The organism is Petrimonas sulfuriphila (assembly GCA_038561985.1).
GTDB classification, from domain to species: Bacteria; Bacteroidota; Bacteroidia; order Bacteroidales; family Dysgonomonadaceae; genus Petrimonas; species Petrimonas sulfuriphila.
The window spans coordinates 3,154,334-3,175,304 of record CP073276.1 but is presented as its reverse complement, the minus strand read 5'-3'; the positions used below and the strand labels follow the sequence as shown (position 1 = coordinate 3,175,304).

Sequence of the window (20,971 nt, the reverse complement as noted above, 5' to 3'; positions counted from 1 at the left end):
TAAACAAATTTTTTTATTTTTCTCAGAATGCTACGGTAAAATTACTCCACGCCAACCAGAGAATGTACGGAATGAGTAGCGATTGATGAATTCATTTTTGGGTAACCGTTAATTTGGGTATCAGGTATTCTTGGGAAATATAAAGTTTATCCACTTCCCCTTCTTGTTTGAATTCGACTTTTCCGATGTACATCTTTCGCGGGTGTATATTTTTATCGTCATGATGTGCATGAAAAACTATTCGCAAATTCTCTTTTTTATCCCGGAATAATGCACTGTGCCCTACACCAACCAGATTACCGGGTTTCTGAAGCAGGGGATTATCCGGATATTTTGTCCATTCACCCATGATACTCGTGGCGGTAGCACACCCGACACCATAGAACGGGCTTTCATAGCTGTTTGCGGAGTACGTCATGTAATACATGCCGTTATGTTTTGTTACGAAAGCACCTTCATTTACCCTGGGCCATACTTTTTCCCATTCTTGAGATACATGAATGCACGGATGTAACGTTTGCTTTTTGATGGTTATCAGATCCTCTTCCAGTTCTGCGACCCAGATATTTAGCCCGTCATTAAACCGATCGAAGAAAAGGTAAGGAGTTCCGTCATCATCGATAAACAGAGAATTATCAATAGTCTTTTCACCTTCCAGCATCGGCTTTTTAACCTCCTGGATAAACGGACCCAACGGAGAATCGGAAGTTGCCGCACACATATGCTCTTCTGCCGTATAATACATGTAAAACTTCCCGTTAACGTAATATACTTCAGGTGCCCAAAACCATTTGTCACCAAAAGAGTTATCCTTGTGAAGAGCGAGAGCAGGAACCTTTTCCCATTCTTCAAGATTATCCGATGTGTATACTTCAATTCCATCTTCGGCCTGGGTACCGTAAGCGTAATATACGCCTTGATGCAGCATGATAAATGGATCGCCCAACGAAACAGGAGTGGTGTAGCGAATCGTTTCATCTGCCTTATCAACACCTTTGCAGGACGATGCGATTATGAATACACCTATAAACAACAGATACCAGTATTTTTTCATCTCTATTTTATTTTAAAATACCTCCCCAACCGGGTAGCCGGGGAGGTATAATGCTTTTATTAATAATCAGGATTCTGAGAAATATTGGGGTTATTATTCACTTCATCAGAAGGAATAGGCAGGCAGCTATGGCGACCGATGATGAAATTATTGAAATCCGGATCACGTGATTTCAATTCGTCGATACCGGCTTGGTTATCCAGCAATCCCCAGCGCTTGATATCTGCCCAACGTTGTCCCTCTGTAGCTAATTCAAGGACTCTCTCCACCTGTAGGCGTTTCAGAAAAGCATCCTTGCTGGAGACTACGGCTGGATGATTGACGGCAAGCGCCGGCATTTCTACCCTGGCCCTTACCCTGTCGACATGTGCAATTGCATCAGACAAGTTTCCTCCTGACTGGGCAATACATTCTGCGTACATCAACAATACGTCTGCAAATCGAACCAACCTTACATTGGTCGGATTATGATAATCATCAAAATCGCGAAAATGCTCCGAACTGTATTTTCTGTAAAAAACACGGCCTTTCCAGTTGTCCCTGTTCCACGTTGCATCATTGCTGACCTCACGGTATATCCGTTCATTATTGGGAAAATCCAAATGTTGTTCACTGTAAAAAGCAGTATGTCTTAAACGTATATCGTAACCTTCGTTCAGGTTTTTTTCTTTTTTAAATTCTGTTACCAGCCAGGGACGTATTTCACCGTCTGTCCATCCAATTCCGGGAGGAGCAAAAAACTGACCGCGATTCAGTCCTAAGTTCGGATCCACATCAAAGTCCCCGTCTCCGGCAGGAGCCTTATGAATATCGGAATACTGTATCTCAAAAACAGATTCAATATTGTTCTCCGTATCTTTTCTGAAATTATCCGCGTAATTGGCCGCAAGGTCGTAATATTTCTTGCCCTCACCTTCTACCAACCATTGTAAATCATTTTTAGCTTCATTCCATTGGAGCAGTTGCATGTGACATTTTGCCCTGAAAGCCAATGCAGCACCTTTCGTTGCACGTCCTTTATTGGCGTCGTCCCACACTTCCGGCAAAACTTTCTGTGCTTCTGTAAAATCGCTGATTGCCTGTTGGTATACAGCGATACCATTATGGCCTTCGGGCTGCATACCCGGCGTTGATGGTTCCAGAACAATCGGAAGACTGTTGTTTTCACTCCCCCACAACACTGCCAGGTTGTAGTAGAAAAGGCCTCTCAGAAAGTATGCCTGTCCGAGGATTTTGTTTTTTTCGGTTTCATTTGCAAACTGAATTTCGGGAACGTGGTACAACACCTGGTTGGCTCTGAATATTGCTTCATAACTATCCCGGTAAGTCCAGCTATTGCCTTCCCAGAAGTTATAGTTTCTGTATTGAAACTGTGTCCATTCTTTCAATTCAGCCCAGGGGCTCTGACTAAACCCTTCATCTGAGGTTAGATCCAGCCGGAACCACAACCAACGGCTGTAAGTCCCCGGTTTGTAGAACATGTTGTACACAGCATTGATGCCATATTGTGCATCGGTTTCCGTTTTCCAGAATGTGGCGGTAGTAATGGTGTTCGGATTATCCACGCTCACATCACAGCTATTCAGCAAGAATACGGCGAATAATAAGTATATGATTTTTTTCATTGTGATAAGTTTTCTGAAAATTAGAATGATATTTGTGCTCCAAAAGTTACACCATACGGATTAGGATAAGCTCCCCCGTCGTAGCTGCGGTCCCATATATTACCATTTAAGAACTCAGGATCCAAGCCTGTATAGGAAGTTAACGTGATCAGGTTCTGAGCATTTACATATAGACGAATGTCACTGAATGTACTGCCAAGCATGGATTTAGGCAAGTTATATCCGAGAGCTATTTGTTTTACTTTTAGGTAGTTACCGTTCTCTAACCAGCGGTCTTGATCGCCCCGGACATTGCGGGAATCTGCGTAGATAGGCCGTGGGTCTTTTGCGTTTGGATTGTCTGGAGTCCACGGATCGTAACTGGCCCTATAGTTTGAGTTGTCGTCAAACCGGTCAAATCCGCTGCGCGGACCGTTGAACGCTTTATATCCAAATGCCCCTCCTAACTGGAATTGGAGATCGAAATTTTTATATTCAAATCCAAGGTTCATTCCCAGCTGGAATTTCGGGATAGTGGATCCGCAGTGTTGTCTGTCGGCGTCTGTTATTACTCCGTCATCGTTGTAATCTATATACTTTACATCACCCGGCTTGGCATTGGGTTGAATAACTTTTCCTTCACTGTTTGTATGAGCCACCACTTCTTCCTGAGTACGGAACAATCCATCAGTTTTAATGAGGTACCATTCACCGATGGGTTTTCCGACTATGGATTTAGTATCCCATTGTGTAAATTCTTTGCGTCCGTATCCCAATTCCAATATTTTGTTTTTAAGATAAGAGCCATTCACATTGATGCTATAACCAAAATCAGAGCCTACCTTGTCTCTCCAGGTAGCAGAGATTTCAACTCCCGTATTCTGCAAAGTAGCTGCATTCACATACGGATTACCTCCGTTATTGCCTGTAACCATCAATATCTGCATCGGGGTAAGCACATCCTTCGTTTCTTTTAAGAAATAATCTGCCGAAAGATTCAATTTATTATTAAGCAGAACAGCATCAAATCCGGCATTCAGCTGAGTCAACTTCTCCCACCTGAGATCAGCATTTGCAAGTCGTATTTGAGTCATTCCGGTTTGCAATGACTGACTTCTGCCGAATATGGCCTGCGGGAAAACGGTAATAAATGACACCCAATCCCATACGCCAATATTCGATGTTCCTAAAATCCCGTAATTCGCTCTTAACTTCAGGTCATTCAGCCAGGACACATCAAAGAAGTCCTCCTGGCTTATTCTCCAACCTCCTGACACAGAAGGAAAATACCCTACCCGGGTAGACGGTGAAAATTTAGAAGACTCGTCCCTTCGCACGGTAAAACTGAACAAATACTTCTCATCGTAATTATAGTTTACACGGCCAAAAACGGAAAATAATTTCTGTAAATCGGTGTAATTTCCAGTTTTTGGATTGGTCAGGGCTGCATCCAAGTTTCTGAAATAGTCATCTCCGGACCTAAGCACATCATTTTTTGTACCCCATATTTGCTCATAGGTAGATGTTTGATAGCTCAGTCCGAATACAGAAGAAATATCGTGTTTTCCAAACTTTTTATTGTATTCCAAGGTATTATCAAACACGAGCCCCTGATACTGGGCTTGATTTTTATTTAAAGAAGAGGGATCATACGGTTGATTATACGTCCAATATCCTTCTTTCCGCAAATAGGTATGCCTATCGTTGCTAAAATCAAATCCCATGTTAAACCTGTATTTCAATGCTTTCAGCAGTTCCAGTTCGGTAAAAATATTTCCCCGGATGCGCAAGTTACTGTTTTTCGTATCTTCAAAGTCTTCTTTGGCAAAGGGATTGGTACCGAACGTAACATCCCTGCTTCCGTCCCCGAATCCGTATCCACCTTTAGCTGTATTGTTTGGATCATACACAGGAATAGTAGGAAGCATGCGGTAAACATCGACAATAGGATTTGTATTTAACTCATCCACAGCAAAGTGACTTAACACGATATTCTCACCAATACGGAATGTAACCTCATCGCCAAAATCACGTGAAGCCGACGTATTTGAACGTAAAGTGAAACGTTCGCTTTGTGTTCCGATAGTTGTTCCCGAATTATGCTGGTAGTTACCTGAAATAAAATACCGACTATCTTTGTTGCCTCCAGAAAAAGCAATATTATGATCCTGTACTATGCCGGATTTGAATACTTCTTTTTGCCAGTCTGTATTTCCGTCAAAATGGTTGGCAGCAGGTCGGCCGGCATTTGCAAAAGCCAGGTCATTTAGTTCAATCCATTGATTACGGTTTGTAAGGTCGTATTTTGGTAGCCATTGCAAGGTTGCACGAGAAGAGACATCTATCTTCATTTTCCCTTCTTTCCCTTGCTTGGTGGTAATAATAATTACTCCGTTTCCGGCTCTTGATCCGTAAATTGCTGCAGCAGAAGCATCTTTTAAGACCTGGATGCTTTCAATATCGTTAAAGTTGAAATCCCTATTTGCGCCGGAGATAACCCCATCAACCACATACAGCGGAGCACTGTTTCCAAATGTTCCCGTACCACGAATTTCTACTTTTCCTTCCCTACCCGGAGCGCCGGATGTGCGTACATTAACCCCGGGAAGAGTGCCTAAAGCATCCCCTACCGTACCGGTTACGATTGTATTTTTCATTTCATCGGGATTAAATACGGAAACAGATCCTGTTAAATCGGCTTTTCGGATCGTCTGGTAACCGATAACCACAAGTTCTTCCAACATTTCCGTGTCTTCCTCCAGCGTGATGCTGATGGATGTTCTCCCGTTAAGAGAAACAATCCGGGTTCTCATTCCCACATAAGAGATTTCTAATGAAGCATTTGGATTCACATTAGTCAATCTGAAGTTTCCATCCAGGTCGGTAACGGTACCCACAGAAGTACCTTGCACCTGAAGGGTTACTCCAACGAGTGTCCCTCCACTAGTATCATACACCGTTCCACTCACCGTAATGGGTTGAGCAAACACAGCAAAGGAAAATACCCACAATACAGCGGGCAGTAAACCTTTCAATAGTTTAATTGAGTTTTTCTTTTTCATTCCATCATTTGTTTTAGATTAATAAAGATCGTTGCTTTAAGACATCGTTACTAAATAAATTTCATTTAATTCAATCAACATGCATCCAATGGGTGGTTTTCTTTGGGTTCGTGTTTTCTCGACTATTATTTTTCAGTGTGTCTTTTCTGCGAAAGTAGTGGTAAAGGTCTAGAACGCATACAACATTTATCTCAAAAAATAACACATTTTTGTCAAACACCTGTTAAATAGATTAATCCCGATGTTCACAGCCCACCAGCGATGGTTTGTAGATTTCACTCTTCCGGAGATGGATGCTTGTAAACCCACGTAATAAAAAAAGGCGACCAAAAAACTGATCGCCTAACATTTTATATAAAGCAATTATTATAGTTCCTCGTCTATGGCTGCAATTTTTTTCACCAGCAACTCAAGCTCTGATTTTATTTTTTTCATCTTCTGGTTCATATCGTCCACCAGGTTGTTGCCTTTTTTCGACGAAACCGACAAGAAGCCGATGTTGTTTTCGTACGTTTGCAATTCCACTTTCATACGCTCATATTGGCGCATCAGCCTTTCCCGTTCACGCAACAATTGACCTTTGGCATTATCCGATCTGGCTATATCCGAGATGTTCGACCTGAAACTGTCTAATTTCCGGTCGGTTTTATCGATATTCAACCTGTCGAACTGAGCTTCGGTAGCATCATAGAACTCTTTGTAAGCCCTGTCCTTAACCTTGAAAGGCACGTGTCCGATACCATACCACTCATCCATTAGTTCCCTTAACAGCGGCAACGCCTGTTCAGGAGTGAGGGTGGTATCCAGCATGTTTATCTTCTCCACGATCTCTTTTTTCTTTTCGAAATTTCTGGCCTCTTCATCGTGTTGAGTGGAGGTGTGGAGTTTCTTTTGTTCAAAGAAATAATCACAAGCGGCAATAAACCGTTTCCACGTGCTGTCCACATATTTGCGGGGAACAATACCAATGGTTTTCCACTCTTTCTGAATAGAAATCATTTCCTGGGTTGTTTTTTTCCAATCCTGGCTATCCTTTAAGGCTTCGGCACGTTCACAAAGAGCAACTTTCTTTTTCAGGTTTTCCTCCATTTCGCCGTGCATCGATTTGTAGAAATCGTTTTTATTACGGAAAAAGAAGTCACAGGCAGCACGGTAACGGTCGTATATTTTGGTGTTCCATTTTTTTGGCACATAGCCTATCTCACGCCATTGCTTCTGAATATCAAGAACTTCCTTAATCTTGTTGTTCCAGTCCCTAACGGAGTTTAATTTCGAATAATCGATGGCTTCAAGGGTTTCGCACAACGCGGTTTTAGCCGCCAGATTCTCCTCTTCTTTCCCTTTAAGGCTTTCGAAATGAGATTGATACTTTTTATTGATTAGGGTAGAAGCTGCTTTAAAACGGTTCCAGATTTCTTCGCGGTCTTTGCGAGAAACCGGGCCTACATCACGCCACTCCTGGTGAAGATTTTGCAGTTGATGAAACGCCGAAACCACATCCGGTTCTTCGTCGAGCCTTTCGGCTGCTTCGCAAAGTTCGGTCTTGAGTTCCAGATTTTTTTTGAAGTCGTATTCACGGAACTCGTTGTTGATGCGCACCAGGTCGTAAAATTTTTCCACATGGCGTTGGTATTCTTTCCAAAGTTCATTCACTTTAGTCTGTGGTACAAGTTTAATCTCGTTCCACTGTTGCTGAAGTGAGCGGAACTCCTGATAAGTTTTGTTAAAATCCTCCTGGCTTTGATTTTCGGCAAGGTGTCTTACCTGATCGATAATCGCCATTTTTTTAGCAACATTCTTTTCCTTTTCCGCATCTTCACGGGCGAGAATTACAGCACGTTTTTCTTTTATTTTTTGAATCAGTTCCTTACCTTCGGCATAGATTTCCGATTCATTAACAACAAAATCGATAGACTCGCCTCCCGATTCGAGGAAAACAGCTTTTTGCGCTTCGGTTTCGTTGCGAAGTGAACGGTAAAATTGATTTTTCACCTCATCCACTTCTCTTCGCTGAGGATGGTCGGAAGCCAGCAAATTCCTGAGTTTCTGCACAATCTCTTCTATGGCCAATAACTCCGTGGAATCATCATCCGAAACGCTGTTTTCATCTACTTCTTCCTCCGCATCTTCAGTTTCCGCATTCACACCTTCTGGAGTTTCTATATCGTAATTGATTTCACCCTCCTCTCCGTCAACAGATTTTTCGGTTTTCAGCTCCGAATCAGGCGCTTGTTCCGTTTCGGCATCCTTTACCGGCTCTGTTTCAGCCACTTCTGGTTCCGCAACTGTTTTTTCTGCCTCTACCGGCTCTCCGGAAGTGGTTTCAACGGGCTCCGCAGATACTTTTTCTTCCTGGGGAAGTTGGTCAATAGTTTCTTCAGCCTTACCTTCCCTGTTTTCAGGAAGTTTCTCATTTTCAAGATTGTTACTATTCATCAATTCACTCTTCCTATTTTAATCCCAACCAACATAGTTGAGAAATATTGCTACATAAACGTCTTTTGGTAAAATAAGTTTACGTTCAATTTGTTTAACTTATCCTATAAATTATATACAAATTAACGAATTTTTTTTCTCATATCATCGATTTTTCATGTTTATTTACAAAAAACCGCGTAATAATTGTATTTTTGTAAACTGAATTATTTGTTATTCAGCAGATAACATTAAATTCGATAAACAACGTTTGTTATGGAAGACCTGAAAATTGTTTATTCGTTACCGTCGAAAGTGAAGATTACCGCATTGGTTGCCGGAGGGTTTCTGTTTGCGCTGGCTGTTGGAGTCGGCATATCCCAGGCTATACACGCCAGCTTGGATTTTCTGTTTTATGTTGGGGTAGCAGGAGCTGTTTTAGCGGCACTATTGGTGTTTACAGTAACCGTTTGGCAATCGGATTTTATTGTGGAAATTGATAACGATGAATTTCGAATTAAATTACCTAAACAACGCATAAACGGTTCCATCTTGTGGGAAACGGTCACACAACTGGGTATCGGGCTAAGCTACCTGACACTGACTACTACCGGGACCAACTACAAGATAGACCTGGGTAACCTTAAATACAACGACTTAAAAAGGATTAAGGCCAAACTGATTGAGGTCTGCGAGGCAAAAAACATTCCTTTCGGGAATATTTGAGGACCATTATTGTGTCATCACTTTTCCCGGAAAAAAACATTAATCGGCGTTCCGGTGAAGTTCCAGTTTTCACGCATCCGGTTTTCGATGAACCGCTTATAAGGCTCTTTGATCCATTGGGGAAGGTTGCAAAAAAACACAAAAGAGGGAACTTGAGTGTTTGGCAGTTGCGTTATATACTTAACTTTTATGTACTTCCCTTTATTTGCCGGTGGCGGAGTCCTTTCAATAATAGGCAGCATCACTTCGTTAAGTTTGTGCGTAGGCACTTTTTGTTTTTTGTTCTGATATACCTCTTTTGCCAAATCCATCACTTTCAGAATCCGTTGTTTAGTTAAGGCTGAACCAAAAATAATGGGGAAATCAGTGAACGGTGCAAATCGTTCGCGAATAATGTTCTCGAAGTTCTTTATCAGGTTGTTGTCTTTTTCTTCAATTAAATCCCATTTATTGACGAACACCACCAGGCCCTTCCGGTTTTTCTGGATCAGTGAGAATATATTCAGGTCCTGGCTTTCTATTCCTCGCGTGGCATCAATCATAAGGATACAGACATCAGCCTCCTCAATGGCACGGATGGAGCGGATAACCGAGAAATATTCCAGGTCTTCCGTCACTTTTCCTTTTTTGCGAATCCCTGCAGTATCGATGAGGTAAAAATCCATCCCAAACTTATCATACCGGGTATAAATGGAGTCCCGGGTAGTACCGGCAATCTCGGTCACGATATTGCGTTCTTCACCCACCAGAGCATTTACGATCGATGATTTCCCGGCATTGGGACGGCCAACAACAGCGAACTTGGGAATATCTGCTAATTTTTCCTCTTCACCTTCTTTCTTGAACAACGACAAAACGTGATCCAACAGATCACCCGTTCCCGAACCATTGATGGCCGAAATAGGAAAAGGATCACCTAGCCCCAGCGTATAAAACTCTGCCGATTGATGACCGATCTCAAAATTGTCGGCTTTGTTGGCAACCACGACTACAGGCTTGCCGGAACGACGCAGCAAATGAGCCACCCCATTATCCAGGTCGGTAAGCCCGTTCATTACGTCAACAACAAAAAGGATCACGTCGGCTTCTTCCACCGCGATCTGTACCTGCTTGTTTATTTCGTCCTCCATTATATCGTCGGAATTGACTACCCAGCCGCCGGTATCGACCAGCGAAAAGTCTTGTCCGCTCCAATTGACTTTTCCGTACAAACGGTCGCGTGTGGTTCCCGATACATCGGTAACAATAGCCTGGCGGCTTTGTGTTAACCGGTTAAATAACGCTGATTTCCCGACGTTCGGGCGTCCAACTATAGCTACTAAGTTTCTCATATTCTTTTAAGACTATCAGACAAAAGACATTGGGCTTTCAGACTGATAAATTTAATTTGTAATTTGTAATTGATAATTGGAAATTCTATTCCAACTTGTACCCAAAATTCTTCAACAGATTGTCCCTGTTTCGCCAGTCTTTTTCTACTTTAACGTAAAGTTGCAAGAATACTTTTTTTTCAAAAAACAGTTCGATGTCTTTTCGCGCCAGGGTACCCAGTCTTTTCAGCGACTCCCCTTTATGGCCGATTACGATGCCCTTTTGTGTATCTCTCTCCACCAAGATAATGGCGCGGATACGGATAATGTCCGTTTCTTCCTTAAATTCTTCCACTATCGCTTCAATGGAATAGGGAACCTCTTTCTGATACAGCAACAAGGCTTTTTCGCGGATGATCTCGTTAACAAAGAACCGGGCAGGCTTATCCGTCAGCGCATCTTTCTCAAAGTAAGGCGGTGACTCGGGCAAAAGCTCTAAAATGCGCTTTTGCACCCTGTCAATACTGAAGTTATTGAGTGCTGATATGGGGTAAATTTCAGCATCCGGCAACATCTCGTGCCACGTATCAACCATTTTTTCAAGTTCCGTTTGTGTGGTCTGGTCAATTTTATTGATAAGCAATAAAACCGGAAGGTTCAACCGTTGTACCTTGGAGAGGAATTCATCGTTTTTATCGGTTTTTTCCACTACATCGGTCACGTACAGCAACACATCGGCATCATCAAGCGCGGATAACGAGAAGTTAAGCATCTGCTCCTGTAGCTTGTAGTTGGGACGAAGCACACCGGGCGTATCGGAATACACTACCTGGTATTCAGGGGTGTTTACGATGCCGATAATGCGGTGACGCGTGGTTTGCGATTTGGGCGTTATTATGGATAACTTTTCGCCTACCAGCCGGTTCATCAGCGTGGATTTTCCCACGTTGGGATTTCCCACAATATTTACGAATCCGGAACGATGATTTTGTTGCTGCACTTATTGGACACTTTGGGTTTGAGGTGCAAAGATACGAAAAAAAGAGATACGTCAATTAAAGAGCAAAGAATCAAGACAAAATAACGGGAATGGATTGCGACAATAAACTCGTATGATATCATAATCATGACTAATGAGTAATTATCAAGACAACAAATTAGTAAATTTTTTACGAAAATATAGTAATAAATGATTTATTGTTCTATATTTGCAAATAAGTATAAGTGTTTATAACCTTGGAACACATAAAGATATAGCATTTACTAATCCAACATAAAACATAATGGCTATGAAAAAAATATTTTTCTTTTCTTTCCTGATTTATTTTACCAGCAGCCTGTGTGCACAAAATCAAGTCCTGACCATACATCCATTAAAGCCTGAATCGGGAGATACAGTAACCGTTACATACATAGGAGATTTAGCAAAACCGGATACGGAAATTTCTTATTTTTTTAATTATATGGGGGAGAACAGGTTTAAAAATGAAATTATTCCGTCTGAATTTCAAAACAATAAAATTACAGGACGTTTTAAATTGCCGGACACAGTGTTGTATGTTTCTATAAAGATTACCAACGGAAAAGAATTTGACAATAACCGTGACAAAGGTTACGGTTTCAATGTTTATGAAAACGGAAAACCTAAAAAAGGAACTTTTTTTACACAAGGAGCAGTAAGCCTCTACAACAAATATTTCTTTAATGCAAAAGTGGATACCCTCAAAGCCATTCAACTCATGGAAAAAGAGTACCAATTGCATCCCGATTTAAAAGAATCGACGTTACCGATATATTTGAGCACGTTGAAACTCGATAAATCAAAAGAAGCGGAAGCAGTTAAATTGGCAACTGAGTATTACAATAAAATTTTGGAAACAGGGAAAAACGACAATTTTACGGAGCGAATTGTTGAAACCATCGTTGGCAGGGATCATCAAAAAAGAGATTCTTTGATCAATGAAGTGATTAAAAAACACCCTAAAGGAAAAGCAGCGTTAAGAAAACAATATATAGATTTTTATTTTATGGCGATGTATTTACCCGATTCCGCCCTTACAAGATATAATTCAATCGTGGAAAATTTCAGTGATATAGAACCGGAAATGCGAACACAGCTTACCCACAGTTTGATTACTACTTATAGAGGTTTGTTGGATTACGATAATTTCGAAAAACATATTTCCAAAGTTAACGATCCTTCTTTTCTTGCCAGAGAATATAACGAAATTGCTTGGAAGATGGCTACAAAGGATAAAGATATGGACTTGGCAAAAAAATATTCAGAAAAATCGTTGCTTAACGTAGATAAAATGATGGAAGTTAAAAAACCGGAGACCACAAGAATAATATTTCTCAGAAACAAGGCCAATTATTTAGATACTTACGCTTATATTCTCAATAAACTTGGGGATACACAAGGTGCGGTAGATAATGAGGTGAAATCGGCAGAATTATTCAATTGGGAAAATTTAGGGGCAAATGAGAATGTTGTGCAGTATTTAGTGAACAACAAGCAATTTGAAGACGCATTATCAAAATCCGAAAATTTTATAAAAGATAAGTACGGAAGCGCCAAAATGGATTCGTTATACAAAGTTGCTTACATCGCCTTAAACGGCGATGATACCGGATTACATCAAGCTCTGGAAAATCTGAAAAATGCCGGAAATTTATCATACATTGAGGAGTTGAAAAAGAAGATGATTAGTATGCCGGCTCCCGATTTTTCACTGAAAGATGATGAGGGAAACACGGTAAGACTATCAGATTTTAAAGGTAGTGTGGTAATTTTAGATTTTTGGGCAAGCTGGTGTGGTCCCTGCATCGCTTCTTTTCCGGCTATGCTAAAAGCGATGAATGAATTGAAAGGCGAAGATGTTGTATTTCTTTTTATCAATACACAAGAATATGACAACAGTGATGAAAAAAGACTTGAAGCCATTAGTAAAACTCTTGATGATAAATTTGCCGATTTTCGAGTATTGATCGATGAAAAAAATAATGATCAGTTTTTAGTAGGTAATTTATACAATGTAAAAGCTATTCCGGTAAAGTTTTTTATCGATAAACAAGGCACATTGCGTTACTCAAGCACCGGTTTCGAGAGTGAAGAAAAACTTGTCAAGGAACTTAAAGCGTTGGTTAATGTTTTGAAATAAATGTTCGGGGTAAAATTTAAATGTATGGATATTTTAGGAACGTGCTTATTTTGCAAAAAATATTTTCTTTTGAATCATTTGAATTGATGTCCGCAAGAAACAGCATATAGAAACGATTGATAATAGGCGATCTATTGAATAATCGATATAGAAAAAGAAGGTTAGAGTGTGAAAGTATGTGGGATCTTTATCGATTACCCCAATTAAAGGATATTGTTATATGAAGATTAAAACATTTATCATCTTACTTTCTATATTCCTATTTTGGACAATTATTGGTTCACCAGCCCTGGAGTCTACTCAAAAAACACCCAATCGCGAAATATTAGATTCCGCTTTTTTTCGTGTGTTTTATAAAGTCGAGCAACGTGCACTGAAAGATGGTAACCCAATAATTATTACGGATACCATGGCATTAGATATTGGGCAAAACTGGTCATCGTATTTTTTTATTGGACAAGACAAGACTCCTGCAAACAAGGTTTCTCCAAGAAAAATACGTTACAGCAGTGATGCTGAAGCTTTAGAAAAACGGTTAACTGCTAAACAAGAAGTCTTAGAAGTCAGAAACTTAAGAAATAATCTGGGTGAATCTGCCAAAATATTTAAAAATAAAGAGAAGAACGAAATCATAACTATAGATCAGGGACCGATAACCTCTTTCGATAAATTCGCTCTTTTTCGTATTATTGAATTTATTCCACCCCAACAATGGTTAATAAGTGAAGATATGCTTACTATTCTGAATTATCCCTGCCACAAAGCAACCACAGTTTTCAGAGGCCGTCAATATGCCGCATGGTTTACGTTAGATCTGCCTATGAATGAAGGGCCTTGGAAGTTTTATGGATTACCTGGACTGATACTGAAAATAGCAGACAATGAGAAAGTATTTGAATTAAATGCTATTGGCATGCAAGAATTGACAGATACGGAAATTGCTATTGATTGGGATTTTCGATTTGTGTCAGGATACTTAAATGGCAGCATAAAACAATGGCAAGCATTTCGAAAAGATAAATTTAGTCGTATTACTATCGGCTTTTCTGATGGTGATGCCGTTATTTATTATCGGAGCAAAAATCCGATAATGTATCCTGAAATGAAAATTATAGAATGAATACCAGCAAAAAATTCAAAAATGAAAAAGTCTGTATCAATTATTAACTCTCTTTTATTGTTGTTTTTATCCGCAAAAGCACAATCGATCAAAGAAACGCAAAACTCTGCCATTTTCCGTATAATCTATAGAGCCGAACAGCAAGCAATTAAGAATGGAGACCCTTTTGTCATAACCGATACCATGGCTTTAGATATTGAAAATTCATATTCGGTATACTATGACTGGAGACTCAGAACTATTGATTCCACAGATAATTCAAATTTTCTGAAAATGAAAAGGTTACGTTTTTCAACCGACAAACAAGAACTCGAAAGAAGATTGGAGTTAAACATGAAAGTAGATGAAACAACTGGTGGAAGAAAAGCTGAGACTGCATATATCTTTAAGGAACGTCTTTCTAATGAAGTTATTACATTAGGCAGAGATAATGATTTAAAATATAAATATAAAGTAGCCGAGTCAATTGTTTTAGACTGGGAAATATTAGCTGATACAGCGACTATTCTTAATTATCATTGTATGAAGGCTGTAACGCAGTTTAGAGGTCGCAGATACTATGCATGGTTTACAATTGATATTCCTATTAATGACGGCCCGTGGAAATTTCACGGATTGCCCGGAATGATTATGAAAATTGAGGATTCTGACAACGTTTTTTGTATGACAGCCATTGGACTGGAAAAGATTGATTCTCCGATATTGAAAGTCAATGATATTTTAAATAATACTTTTGAAACAATCGATTATAAGCTATTTAATAAATTAAAACAAAATAAGTATCAGAAAGTTGGGTATGGTTTTTACGAAAGTTCAAACTCAATAATCTTTTTTTACAATATAAATAACCCCATTACATATCCCGAAATGGAAATAGGTGAATAAGCATAAATGAGCAGAAAAACAACTCTTTTCATTCTAATACTGTTGCTTTCTTTTAGTGCTGTTTTTGCTCAGAAAGAAATCAAAGGCCGAGTACTTGACCAACAAACCCGGGAGCCTGTTGCAAATGCTGCCGTTACAATGCATCCTGTAGGCTCAACATCAATTATATCCTATTCGATGACTTCGAAAGAGGGGACGTTCACGCTAAGGAGCGCCAATATGCCCGACTCGGTAGAAATATCCGTGAAAGCCATGACATTGGAAAGCCAGACAAAACACGTAAAAAGCGATATAGGGTTCGTGGAATTCTTGGTAGTTGAAAAAACAATGGAGCTAAAAGAAGTTATTGTCCAGGCACCTAAAATCCGTCAGTTGGGTGATACTATCCATTACGATGTAGCGAGTTTTCTGGACGAAACCGACCGCAGCATTGGCGACGTATTAAAAAAACTGCCCGGAATCCAAGTGTTATCTTCGGGACAGATACTCTATCAGAACAAAGCTATCAGCAAATTTTATGTAGAAGGATTGGACCTGCTGAAAGGGAAGTACGGTATCGCCACCAATAATGTCGATGCTACAAAAGTGGCATCCGTGCAAGTGCTTGAGAACCACCAACCCATCAAGGCGCTAAAAGACATGGAAATTCCCGAAGCAGCCGCCATTAATCTTAAATTAAAAAAATCGGCACACGGTGCTTTTTTTCTTACTGCGCAAGCCGGAGCGGGACTTCCACCTATGTTATTGAGCAACGAATTGGTAGGAATGCGTTTCTCGGCGACTCAACAAGATATGTCGGTCTATAAGGGCGATAATACAGGACGGGATATCGTGCGGGAGTTGACGTCTTTTTACGGTGGATCCGGCGGAGGCCCGGTAAACTTCATGTCGGTAATTGCACCCGTTCCGCCTGCCATAAGAGAACAGCATCATCTGTTTAATAATGCACACTTGGGATCGCTCAACAGCCTGAAAGCATTAAAGAAAGATCTTACGCTGACCGGGAACCTTAATTATTTATACGATCAACAAAAAAGCAGTAGTTATTCAAAACGAGATATATTTGTGGCTGACGGTGGAAACATCCACATAACCGAAGATATGAATGCCCAATTATTAAAGCGTGAGCTGGAGGGAACACTTACACTGGAGGGGAATACCGATGAATATTTCCTGAATAACAAGCTCAATGTATCTTCCAGATGGAACGAGCATACCGGTAAAATTGCCGCTGTACGCGACATATCCCAATTTCTACAATTTCCATCGTTCAACATTGGCAACGATTTCGAGTACTTGCGCCGGAAAGAGAATAAAAATTTCAGGGTTGGCTCTCAAATATCCTATACTATGCAGAATCATTCACTGAGCGTTTCACCTGTTTTGTTCGATGAAGTTTTTACTAACTTAAAAGAATCAGATACATTAATCCGGCAAGAGGTTTCTTATAACCATTTAAAAACTAATCTGTATGTATCTGGAGGAAACTTGGGCAAGCGTTTTACGGTTGGCTACAGCACCAATGTATTTTCCGATCATTACTTTATGCAGTCCGGCCTTTTTGTGTCTGATGCGATTTCATCAGTTTCGGCAGACACTTTACGAAACCGATTACATCGAAACGAAATTGGTATTCGCCTTAATGGGAGCCTGTCTTATCGTTTTTCGGAAAATTTCAAACCGATTCTTTCTTTTCCGGTTAGTTATCTGTTTATCAATCGGAACGCCCACATTCGAAATACTTCAAAAAACGGGGGGCATGTGCTTATTTCACCACTCCTGATCATTCAATATCCTATCAGTTCGCGATGGGACTTGTTTTCAAACGTACGTTTTTCAAATCAATTTGGGGGTATTAACGAAGATTATCTGGGATATATCATGGCTAATTACCGGGGAATGAACAGAAGTAACGGATTGCTCGGCAAAAACCATCAAACCGGCACTTTCGTGCATTTCAGTTACAAAAATCCCTTTACAACATTATTTACATCTTTCAGGTTATCCTATTCCAATATATGGCGCAATACACTTGGAGATGTCCGCTATAACGGCATAATGAGCAGTTCCACGAGTATTCCTTATACTAATACTTCGCATTACTACGGGTTGGATTATTCTTTCAGCCAAAGTATCGATGCGATAAAATCGGAAATGAAGTTGTTTGCAAGTTATAATAAAAGCAAAACCCTGTCGCTAAATCAAGGCATTGTTTCGAATTTGAATTTTGACTCTTACTCCTTATCCCCTTCCATTACTACGGATATTGGCAGATTTATGGTCCTCAAATACGACATTTCTTATCGCCATACCCGAAGTAAAATCCGCAATCAATCCATGCCGGCCGTTCATAATGTTGCACAAAATCTAGGCACCTCAATAATTCCGGTAAAAAAACTGATTTTCAATATATCGTTCAATCATTATTTCAACAGCTTGATAGAGTCTGAAGCCCGGTCATCTTGGTTTGGGAACCTGGGTGTAAAATACAAGTTAAAAAACGTGGATTTAATGCTGGATTGGACAAACATTTTTAATACAAACAAGTTCATAACCTATTCCTACAGCGATATCAGCAGTTATTATTCAATATATGATTTGCGCCCGTCAGAAATACTTTTGAGAGTGAGATTTAAAATCTTGTGACTAACATATGAAAAAGTTAAGTGAAATTAAACTGTATGAAGCAGTAGTTCTTGAAAATTGCTACATACTGCATAAACACGCTACCAGGTTTCTGTCGCCAAACGCATTATCCACGCGGGCAACATTTACCCAGAATTTGTTTTCTGCCACGAAAGGCAACGGATAAACCGCCTTGCTGCGCGGGTAAGCATGCTTCCACTCGTCGGCAACCGATTCGTACTCGGGATGCGGAGCATTTACCAGTACATTGTCTTCGGCAGTGTATTCGCCTCGTGAGACCTCGATGATTTCGGCATGGATTTGCTGCATGGCATCCACAAATCGATTCAACTCGGCAAGGCTTTCACTTTCGGTAGGTTCGATCATTAACGTCCCGTGGACAGGGAACGAGAGTGTGGGCGCATGAAATCCGTAATCCATCAGTCGTTTGGCAATATCCGTTTCTGTGATTCCGGAAACGGATTTCAATCCCCGGCATTCCAGAATCAACTCGTGCCCTACCCTGCCGTTCGCTCCGCGATAAACGATCCCGTAAGAATCGTTTAATTTCTCAGCCAGATAGTTGGCGTTCAAGATAGCTATTTTAGTGGCTTCCGTTAAGCCATCCGTTCCCATCATTTTTATATATCCGTAAGTAATAGCAAGCACGCCTGCGCTGCCGTAAGGAGCAGCAGAGACGGCATTCACGCCCGATTCGAACATCACTGGATGGCCCGGGAGGAAGGGCACCAAATGTTCGGCCACGCAAATAGGGCCAACTCCCGGCCCACCACCGCCGTGAGGGATAGCAAATGTTTTGTGCAGGTTGAGGTGGCAAACATCGGCTCCGATAGTTCCGGGGTTAGTTAGCCCGACCTGTGCGTTCATGTTCGCACCGTCCATATAAACCTGTCCGCCCGCCTCGTGAATGATGTTGCACATTTCCCGGATCTCGACTTCGAAGATACCGTGTGTAGAGGGATAGGTAATCATGTAGGCAGCGAGATCGTCACGATGTGTTTCTACTTTTTTCCGCAAATCTTCCATATCGACGTTCCCTTTCATATCCGTCGCCACAGTCACCGGGTTAAAACCGGCCTGCACTGCGCTGGCAGGATTGGTTCCGTGTGCAGAAGCCGGGATAAGCACTGTCTTGCGATGTCCCTGGCCAATGCTCTTCAGGTAACTGGCTATAACCAGTAACCCGGAAAATTCTCCGGCAGCACCCGAATTGGGTTGTAAGCTCGTTGCCGTAAATCCGGTAATTTCAGCCAACATGGATTCCAATTCATGAATCATTTCCTGATAACCCTGCACCTGGTCTTCAGGAGCAAATGGGTGTATTTTCTGAAATCCCGGATGCCCCAGAGGGAGAAGCTCTGATGCCGCATTCAGTTTCATGGTGCATGACCCGAGCGAAATCATGGAATGTGCCAGGGATATATCTTTTCTTTCCAACCGCTTGATGTAACGCATCAACTCAGTCTCGGAGTGATAATTATTGAAGTTGGGATGAGACAGGAAATCCGAGGTGCGCAACTGATCTCCCTTCAACGTTATTTTCTCCGGCATTTCGTCAATCATAAATACCTTGGAGCTTCCTGCCGCCATGGCAAACACGGCCAGTAATTCATGAACACGATAACCGTCTGTTGTTTCATCGATACTGATACCTATTTCTCCGGTATCGAAGTAACGGAGATTGATGTTGCGCATTTCAGCCAGGTCTTTCACACCGCCTTGCGTTATATTTTCGGGAAGCTGCAGTTTTAGCGTATCGAAGTAGCTACTATTAAGCTGTTTAAACCCGAGTTCTTTTAACTCATCTGCCACCAGCGAGGTAACGGAATGAATACGTTTCGCAATCTTTTTCAATCCCTCGGGTCCGTGGTAAACGGCATAGAACGAGGCCATAGTTGCCAGCAATGCCTGAGCAGTACAAATATTGGACGTGGCCTTTTCGCGCTTGATGTGCTGTTCCCGTGTTTGCAGGGCCATGCGCAGTGCATCCTTGCCGTAAACGTCTTTCGATATGCCAATGATCCTCCCCGGCATACTGCGTTTATACTCATCACGCGTGGCAAAAAAAGCAGCCGAAGGACCACCGAAAAACATGGGAATCCCAAAACGCTGGCTGCTGCCGAAAGCAATATCAGCTCCCCACTCGCCCGGAGGTGTCAACAATACGAGCGACATCAGGTCCGCGGCAACAGCCACTTTGCAATCCGATGCGTGTGCTTTTTCCACAAAACTCCGGTAATCTTCCACATTTCCGTTGCTGTTGGGATACTGTACGATGGCGCCAAAATATTTTTTCTCCGCATCGAAACATTTGTAATCCCCCACTTCAATTTCGATGCCTGCCATTCCCATTCGCGTGCGTAAGACGCCCAGTGTTTGCGGGAAAATGTATTGATCAACAAAAAGGATTTCCGTGTTATTTTTCACCTGATCGCGGCTTCGCAACCCGTACATCATTGTTGCTGCTTCTGCAGCTGCAGTAGCTTCGTCCAGCAGCGAACAATTGGCCAGGGGCAGGCCGGTCAGTTCGCTCACTGCCGTTTGAAAATTAAGCAATGCCTCGAGCCTTCCCTGCGAGATCTCGGCCTGGTATGGCGTATAAGAGGTGTACCATACGGGATTTTCAAATACGTTGCGGTAAATGGCAGCAGGCGTAATCGTATCGTACCATCCCATACCGATGTATGACGTAAAAACTCTGTTTGCCGACGCAATACGTCCGATCTCTTCGGCGTACTCCATTTCGGATTGTGCTTTAGGCAATGATAAAGGCTTCTTTAGCCGAATATCTGCCGGAATAGTTTGATCGATCAGTTCGTCAACAGAAGAGACTCCTACGGTCTGCAACATGTTGCCCAAGTCCTCCGGCTTAATTCCGATATGACGGGTTTTAAAATGCTCCATTTCCATATAGTTATTTGTTTAAAGTTTAATTATGATTTACAAATTACGAATTAAGAGCATCTTAGCTCCTTATCCTTTGTTTTT

General features: G+C 41.3%; 12 protein-coding genes. 5 read left to right on the top strand and 7 right to left on the bottom strand.

The window, feature by feature from the left end; all coding sequences use genetic code 11:
• Positions 1-91: 91 nt before the first annotated feature.
• The 4 genes from KCV26_13450 to KCV26_13435 all read right to left on the bottom strand — a co-directional run bounded on the left by KCV26_13450 (position 92) and on the right by KCV26_13435 (position 8,156).
• Positions 92-1,054 (bottom strand): glycoside hydrolase family 43 protein, encoded by a 963-nt coding sequence (locus tag KCV26_13450; GenBank protein ID WZX36296.1) that lies wholly within the window; start codon positions 1,052-1,054, stop codon positions 92-94.
• Positions 1,055-1,113: 59 nt separating this feature from the next.
• The gene (locus KCV26_13445) at positions 1,114-2,679 is read right to left on the bottom strand and encodes a RagB/SusD family nutrient uptake outer membrane protein (GenBank protein WZX36295.1); all 1,566 of its coding nucleotides are present in this window, start codon (positions 2,677-2,679) and stop codon (positions 1,114-1,116) included.
• A 20-nt stretch (positions 2,680-2,699) separates the two neighbouring features.
• Positions 2,700-5,720: a TonB-dependent receptor gene (locus KCV26_13440; GenBank protein ID WZX36294.1), complete on the bottom strand. Its 3,021-nt coding sequence runs from the start codon at positions 5,718-5,720 to the stop codon at positions 2,700-2,702.
• Positions 5,721-6,086: 366 nt separating this feature from the next.
• A complete protein-coding gene (locus tag KCV26_13435; GenBank protein ID WZX36293.1) occupies positions 6,087-8,156 on the bottom strand; it encodes a DUF349 domain-containing protein in 2,070 nt (689 codons plus the stop codon).
• Between the two features lie 255 nt (positions 8,157-8,411).
• Between KCV26_13435 and KCV26_13430 the strand changes: the two genes are divergently transcribed.
• Complete coding sequence (locus KCV26_13430) at positions 8,412-8,861, top strand: hypothetical protein (GenBank protein WZX36292.1); 450 nt, start codon at positions 8,412-8,414, stop codon at positions 8,859-8,861.
• A gap of 17 nt (positions 8,862-8,878) precedes the next feature.
• Here the strand turns inward: KCV26_13430 and der are convergent, their stop codons facing one another.
• Both der and era read right to left on the bottom strand, forming a co-directional pair.
• Positions 8,879-10,192, bottom strand: a complete 1,314-nt coding sequence (gene der, locus KCV26_13425) for a ribosome biogenesis GTPase Der (protein ID WZX36291.1) — start codon at positions 10,190-10,192, stop codon at positions 8,879-8,881.
• A gap of 85 nt (positions 10,193-10,277) precedes the next feature.
• On the bottom strand, positions 10,278-11,171 hold the full coding sequence (gene era, locus KCV26_13420; GenBank protein ID WZX36290.1) for a GTPase Era: 894 nt from the start codon (positions 11,169-11,171) through the stop codon (positions 10,278-10,280).
• Positions 11,172-11,460: 289 nt separating this feature from the next.
• On the opposite strand from era, the gene KCV26_13415 reads away from it, so the two are divergent.
• The 4 genes from KCV26_13415 (at position 11,461) to KCV26_13400 (ending at position 17,983) form a co-directional block, all read left to right on the top strand.
• Positions 11,461-13,332 (top strand): TlpA family protein disulfide reductase, encoded by a 1,872-nt coding sequence (locus tag KCV26_13415; protein ID WZX36289.1) that lies wholly within the window; start codon positions 11,461-11,463, stop codon positions 13,330-13,332.
• A 220-nt stretch (positions 13,333-13,552) separates the two neighbouring features.
• Positions 13,553-14,452, top strand: coding sequence for a GLPGLI family protein (locus tag KCV26_13410; protein ID WZX36288.1), 900 nt, complete (start codon positions 13,553-13,555; stop codon positions 14,450-14,452).
• A gap of 21 nt (positions 14,453-14,473) precedes the next feature.
• Positions 14,474-15,337, top strand: coding sequence for a GLPGLI family protein (locus KCV26_13405; protein WZX36287.1), 864 nt, complete (start codon positions 14,474-14,476; stop codon positions 15,335-15,337).
• Positions 15,338-15,343: 6 nt separating this feature from the next.
• On the top strand, positions 15,344-17,983 hold the full coding sequence (locus KCV26_13400; protein WZX36286.1) for a hypothetical protein: 2,640 nt from the start codon (positions 15,344-15,346) through the stop codon (positions 17,981-17,983).
• Positions 17,984-18,043: 60 nt separating this feature from the next.
• Here KCV26_13400 and gcvP read toward each other — a convergent pair whose 3' ends face one another.
• A complete protein-coding gene (gene gcvP, locus KCV26_13395; GenBank protein ID WZX36285.1) occupies positions 18,044-20,893 on the bottom strand; it encodes an aminomethyl-transferring glycine dehydrogenase in 2,850 nt (949 codons plus the stop codon).
• Positions 20,894-20,971 lie beyond the last annotated feature (78 nt).